The 460-nt window shown below is 24.1% G+C and carries 1 pseudogene; it reads left to right on the top strand.

The features are described 5' to 3' along the window. Positions 1-327: pseudogene (locus tag MSI_RS13640) on the top strand (class I SAM-dependent methyltransferase); the annotation flags it as partial. Positions 328-460: the final 133 nt, after the last annotated feature.

The raw sequence follows: 460 nt of genomic DNA, 5'->3' as shown, positions 1-460 counted from the left end.
AAGGTTCTGTATCAGATATACCATTTGATTGTGAAACTATTTGATATGATAAGTGGATTTGAAACTATTTACTTCTGGCCTAATATAGAATATGATTTCAAGGAAGTTTATCGTGTTCTTAGAAAAGGTGGTAAATTTTTTATATGTAATGATGAAAAACTGTGTGATGATACATATGAACGTATGGGTGAAATTATTAAGATATTAGATATGAATGTTTATTCTGAAGATGAATTATGTAACATACTATCCCAAGTAGGTTTTAGACATATTACATCCTATACTCGTAGTGATAATCCATGGATTTGTATTATTGCAGAAAAATAAAATATAGTTAGTTTAATTTAATCTCCCATTGCCTTATTTTTTTAATTAATATGACTATTTTTTTAAAATTTAAGCGAATTAACTATCAATTCAATTATTAGAAAATTAACTAAAAATAAAGATAAATAAAAAA

Origin of the sequence: Treponema sp. JC4, from assembly GCF_000260795.1 — a bacterium.
Taxonomy (GTDB): Bacteria; Spirochaetota; Spirochaetia; order Treponematales; family Treponemataceae; genus Treponema_D.
Note: the sequence above shows the minus strand (reverse complement) of the source record. Positions and strands in the feature narration are given on the sequence as shown.